The sequence below is a fragment of the Rhodoferax sp. genome (genome assembly GCF_037143375.1).
Classification (GTDB): domain Bacteria; phylum Pseudomonadota; class Gammaproteobacteria; order Burkholderiales; family Burkholderiaceae_C; genus Rhodoferax.
The window spans coordinates 1-3,940 of the sequence record NZ_JBAWYV010000223.1 but is presented as its reverse complement, the minus strand read 5'-3'; the positions used below and the strand labels follow the sequence as shown (position 1 = coordinate 3,940).

The 3,940-nt window shown below is 55.1% G+C and carries 5 protein-coding genes and 1 tRNA gene; all 6 read right to left on the bottom strand.

Annotated features, from left to right (window positions below):
• Nucleotides 1-10 precede the first annotated feature (10 nt).
• Nucleotides 11-85 (bottom strand) — tRNA-Val (locus tag WCG50_RS18025).
• 40 nt (nt 86-125) lie between these two features.
• A complete protein-coding gene (gene dnaQ, locus WCG50_RS18020; RefSeq protein WP_336900977.1) occupies nt 126-827 on the bottom strand; it encodes a DNA polymerase III subunit epsilon in 702 nt (233 codons plus the stop codon).
• Between the two features lie 8 nt (nt 828-835).
• Nucleotides 836-1,180, bottom strand: a complete 345-nt coding sequence (fdx, locus tag WCG50_RS18015) for an ISC system 2Fe-2S type ferredoxin (RefSeq protein ID WP_336900976.1) — start codon at nt 1,178-1,180, stop codon at nt 836-838.
• 23 nt (nt 1,181-1,203) lie between these two features.
• Nucleotides 1,204-3,060 (bottom strand): Fe-S protein assembly chaperone HscA, encoded by a 1,857-nt coding sequence (hscA, locus tag WCG50_RS18010; RefSeq protein ID WP_336900975.1) that lies wholly within the window; start codon nt 3,058-3,060, stop codon nt 1,204-1,206.
• Between the two features lie 24 nt (nt 3,061-3,084).
• A complete protein-coding gene (gene hscB / locus WCG50_RS18005; RefSeq protein WP_336900974.1) occupies nt 3,085-3,618 on the bottom strand; it encodes a Fe-S protein assembly co-chaperone HscB in 534 nt (177 codons plus the stop codon).
• Nucleotides 3,615-3,938, bottom strand: a complete 324-nt coding sequence (gene iscA, locus WCG50_RS18000; RefSeq protein ID WP_336900973.1) for an iron-sulfur cluster assembly protein IscA — start codon at nt 3,936-3,938, stop codon at nt 3,615-3,617. The genes hscB and iscA overlap by 4 nt, the downstream gene beginning before the upstream one ends.
• Between the last annotated feature and the right edge of the window lie 2 nt (nt 3,939-3,940).

The following is a 3,940-nucleotide window of genomic DNA, read 5'->3' as shown; positions in this document are numbered from 1 at the left end:
TTGAAGATTTTGGTGGGCGATGCAAGTTTCGAACTTGCGACCCCTGCAGTGTGAATGCAGTGCTCTACCCCTGAGCTAATCGCCCTGAATTCTTTTCAGGTAAGCCTACTATTATGCCTTATTTTTTAAGCTGCTAAGGACCAAATGGTTTTACCACCACTGGATTTATCAATCTGTTTGAGTACATCGTCATGGGCGGAGACTTCCAGATCATTCGCTGCCAACACGGGCAGCACAATGGTGCTCAGGTCAATCTGTACCACGGTGGGGCCAGTACTTTCCTCAGAGCCGGCATCGATCAACAAGGCGTCTTGACCGCGTGTGAGGTTGATGTAGACATCAGCCAAGAGTTCGGCGTCAAGCAGCGCACCGTGCAATGTACGCCCAGAATTATCAACACCCAGACGGGAACACAGAGCATCCAATGAGTTGCGTTTGCCTGGGAACATTTCCTTGGCCATGACCAGTGTGTCGGTCACGCTGGCCACATAGTCCTTAAAACGCGGACGGCCAATCAACTCGAGTTCTTTATTCAGAAAACCAACGTCGAAGGTAGCGTTATGAATGACGATCTCAGCATCTTGCAGATAGGCCAGAAATTCATCGGCCACAGCCGCAAACTTGGGCTTGTCTTTCAAAAATTCTGTGGTGATGCCGTGAACCTTGAGCGCCTCTTCGTGGCTATCACGCCCGGGGTTCAGGTAGAAATGTTTGTTGTTGCCAGTGAGCTTTCGGTTGAAAAGTTCAACACAGCCAATCTCGATCACACGGTCGCCGTTATCGGCAGACAAACCCGTGGTTTCAGTATCCAGAAAAATTTGACGCATGGTGAAAGTTACGTTGAGTGAACTTCTTTGGCGTGGTTGATGGAGTATTTTGGAATCTCCACCACGATATCTTTTTGCGCCAGAATCGCTTGGCAGCTCAGCCGCGAATTGGGCTCCAGGCCCCAAGCGCGATCCAACAAATCTTCCTCGTTTTCATCGAGTTCATTGAGCGAAACAAACCCTTCCCGCACGATGACGTGGCAAGTGGTGCAGGCGCACACCATGTCGCAGGCGTGCTCAATACTGATGTGGTTGTCCAGCAAGGCTTCGCAAATTGAGGTGCCAGACGGCGCCGAAATTTCAGCGCCTTGAGGACAATACTCAGGGTGCGGCAGGATTCTGATGATGGGCATGGGTTCTTTCAGGTAAGTCGGAGTCAGACCGTCTCAATATTTTTTCCGGCCAGTGCTTTTTGAATGCCCCGGTTCATCCGCATGGCGGCAAAGGCTTCAGTGCCTTTGGCAAGCGTCTGCGTGGCGGCTTCTATTGGGGCGGCATCTTCCAGCGAGCGAGCGGCGGTGACGGCGGCCATCAATGCATCAATCTCAGACAATTCTTCGCCTGATAACAAATCGGCATCGGCGGCGAGCGCGCTTTGGGTGGCCAGCAGCATCCGGTCGCCATCGACTCGCGCTTCGACCAACGCACGGGTTTTCATGTCGGCGTCCGCTGTAGTGAAGCTTTCTTGAAGCATTTTGGCAATCTGATCGTCACCCAAACCATAAGATGGTTTGACATCAATGCGGGCTTCGACGCCACTGATCTGCTCTTTGGCGCTGACATTCAGCAAACCATCTGCATCCACAGTAAACGTGACTCGGATACGTGCAGCACCGGCCGCCATCGGCGGGATGCCGCGCAGTTCAAAACGGGCCAGACTACGGCAGTCGGAAACCAGGTCGCGCTCGCCTTGCACGACATGCAGTGCCAGCGCGGTTTGACCATCTTTGTAGGTCGTGAAATCTTGTGCCTTGGCGGTGGGTATGGTTTCATTGCGGGGCACGATGCGCTCAACCAAGCCACCCATGGTCTCAATACCGAGCGACAAGGGAATGACGTCGAGGAGCAACAAATCACCGCTGGTGTTATTGCCAGCCAACTGGTTGGCTTGTATGGCAGCTCCCAGCGCCACTACTTCATCGGGGTTGAGGTTGGTCAACGGAGCACGGCCAAAGAACTTGGCCACTTCGCGTTGAATTTGCGGCATGCGGGTAGAGCCACCAACCATGACGACGCCTTTGACGTCATCGACGGTCAGCCTGGCATCACGCAGAACCTTGCGAACGGCAGCAAGTGTGCGAGCGGTCAAGCCACTTGTAACTTCATCAAACTGCGAAATGTTTACATCAAATACAACGCTAGTCCCCGTCATATCTGCGCTAAATGCTATTGATTCAGTAGCAGACAAGGCTTCTTTACAAGCGCGGGCAGCCACCTTGACGGCGGCTTTATCAGCTGCGGTGAGCGCCTGCAAGCCGCATTGCGCCAAGACCCAATCAGACAAAGCGTGGTCGTAATCGTCACCGCCCAGCGCAGAGTCGCCGCCAGTGGCAACGACTTCAAAAACACCTTGGGTCAGCCGCAGGATCGAGATGTCAAACGTGCCGCCACCCAGGTCGTAAATAGCGTAAACCCCTTCGCTGCCGTTGTCCAAGCCGTAGGCGATAGCCGCAGCGGTGGGCTCGTTGATAAGGCGCAGCACATTGAGGCCGGCCAGTTGCGCGGCGTCTTTGGTGGCCTGTCGTTGGGCATCGTCAAAGTAAGCGGGTACGGTAATGACGGCGCCAAACAGATCATCGCCAAACGTGTCTTCAGCGCGGTAGCGCAAGGTGGCCAAAATATCGGCACTCACTTCCACCGGAGATTTTTCTCCGTGCACGGTCTGAATACCCAACATTCCGGGGTGATCGACAAACCGGTAAGGCAAGCGGGCGTGCCCGATGACGTCTTTCAACCCACGGCCCATGAAGCGCTTGACCGAGGCGATGGTGTTCTCGGCGTCCGAGGCCAGCGCGGCTTGGGCTTCAAAACCAACTTTGCGGCCACCACCTTCAAGGTAACGCACCACCGAGGGCAAGAGGATGCGACCCTGGTCGTCGGGCAGGCACTCGGCGACGCCGTGGCGCACCGAGGCCACAAGTGAATGGGTGGTACCCAGATCAATGCCCACAGCGATGCGACGCTCGTGCGGGTTAGGGGTTTGACCGGGTTCAGATATTTGTAAAAGCGCCATGAATATTTTTTATAAATTGAGGCGCTATTGTCCCCGGACTGCAGTGTCCATTTGATCGAGGCGGGCATCCACATCGCTGGCAAAGCGTTCTATGAACATCAGCGCCCTCACCTGCTGCACTGCACCGGCAAAGTCATGATTTACATCCAGCAGCAGGCCGCATTTTTGCATTGTCTCTTTGCGGGCCTGCGCCACTTGCGCACCGATGGCTTCAAGATCGTCACTGGTTTGCGCTTCATCGAGGGACTCGCGCCATTCCATCTGCTGCATCAAAAACACGGCAGGCATGGCTGTATTGTTTTCAGCATTCACCGGGGCGCCGTTCAATTCGCACAAATAGGCCGCGCGTTTGAGCGGGTCTTTGAGCCGCTGGTAGGCTTCATTGATGCGCACTGACCATTGCATCGCAATGCGCTGAGCCGCTGCACCCTGCGCTGCAAACTTGTCCGGGTGCGCCTCGCGCTGCAGGTCTTTCCAGCGGGCGTCAATGGCCGCGCGATCCTGGGCAAATTGGGAAGGAATACCGAAGAGTTCGAAATCGCTCGACTGAAGATTCATACCCGAAACGACTCTCCGCAACCGCAGCGATCACGCTCACGCGGGTTGTTGAACTTGAAGCCTTCGTTAAGGCCTTCGCGGACAAAATCAAGTTCTGTTCCGTCCAGGTAAGCAAAGCTCTTCGGCTCCACCAACACCTTGACGCCATGGTCTTCAAAGACGAGGTCTTCGGGCTCAATCTCGTCGACGTATTCCAATTTGTAAGCCAGGCCAGAGCAGCCAGTGGTCTTGACGCCCAAGCGCACCCCGACGCCTTTACCGCGTTTGGTGAGGTAGCGGGTGACGTGCCGTGCGGCAGCTTCAGTCAGCGTGACAGCCATAT

Coding starts and splice junctions, on each gene's coding strand:
- iscA (WP_336900973.1), bottom strand. CDS start 3,938: ATGGCTGTCACGCTGACTGAAGCTGCCGCACGGCACGTCACCCGCTAC.
- fdx (WP_336900976.1), bottom strand. CDS start 1,180: ATGCCCATCATCAGAATCCTGCCGCACCCTGAGTATTGTCCTCAAGGC.
- hscA (WP_336900975.1), bottom strand. CDS start 3,060: ATGGCGCTTTTACAAATATCTGAACCCGGTCAAACCCCTAACCCGCAC.
- dnaQ (WP_336900977.1), bottom strand. CDS start 827: ATGCGTCAAATTTTTCTGGATACTGAAACCACGGGTTTGTCTGCCGAT.
- hscB (WP_336900974.1), bottom strand. CDS start 3,618: ATGAATCTTCAGTCGAGCGATTTCGAACTCTTCGGTATTCCTTCCCAA.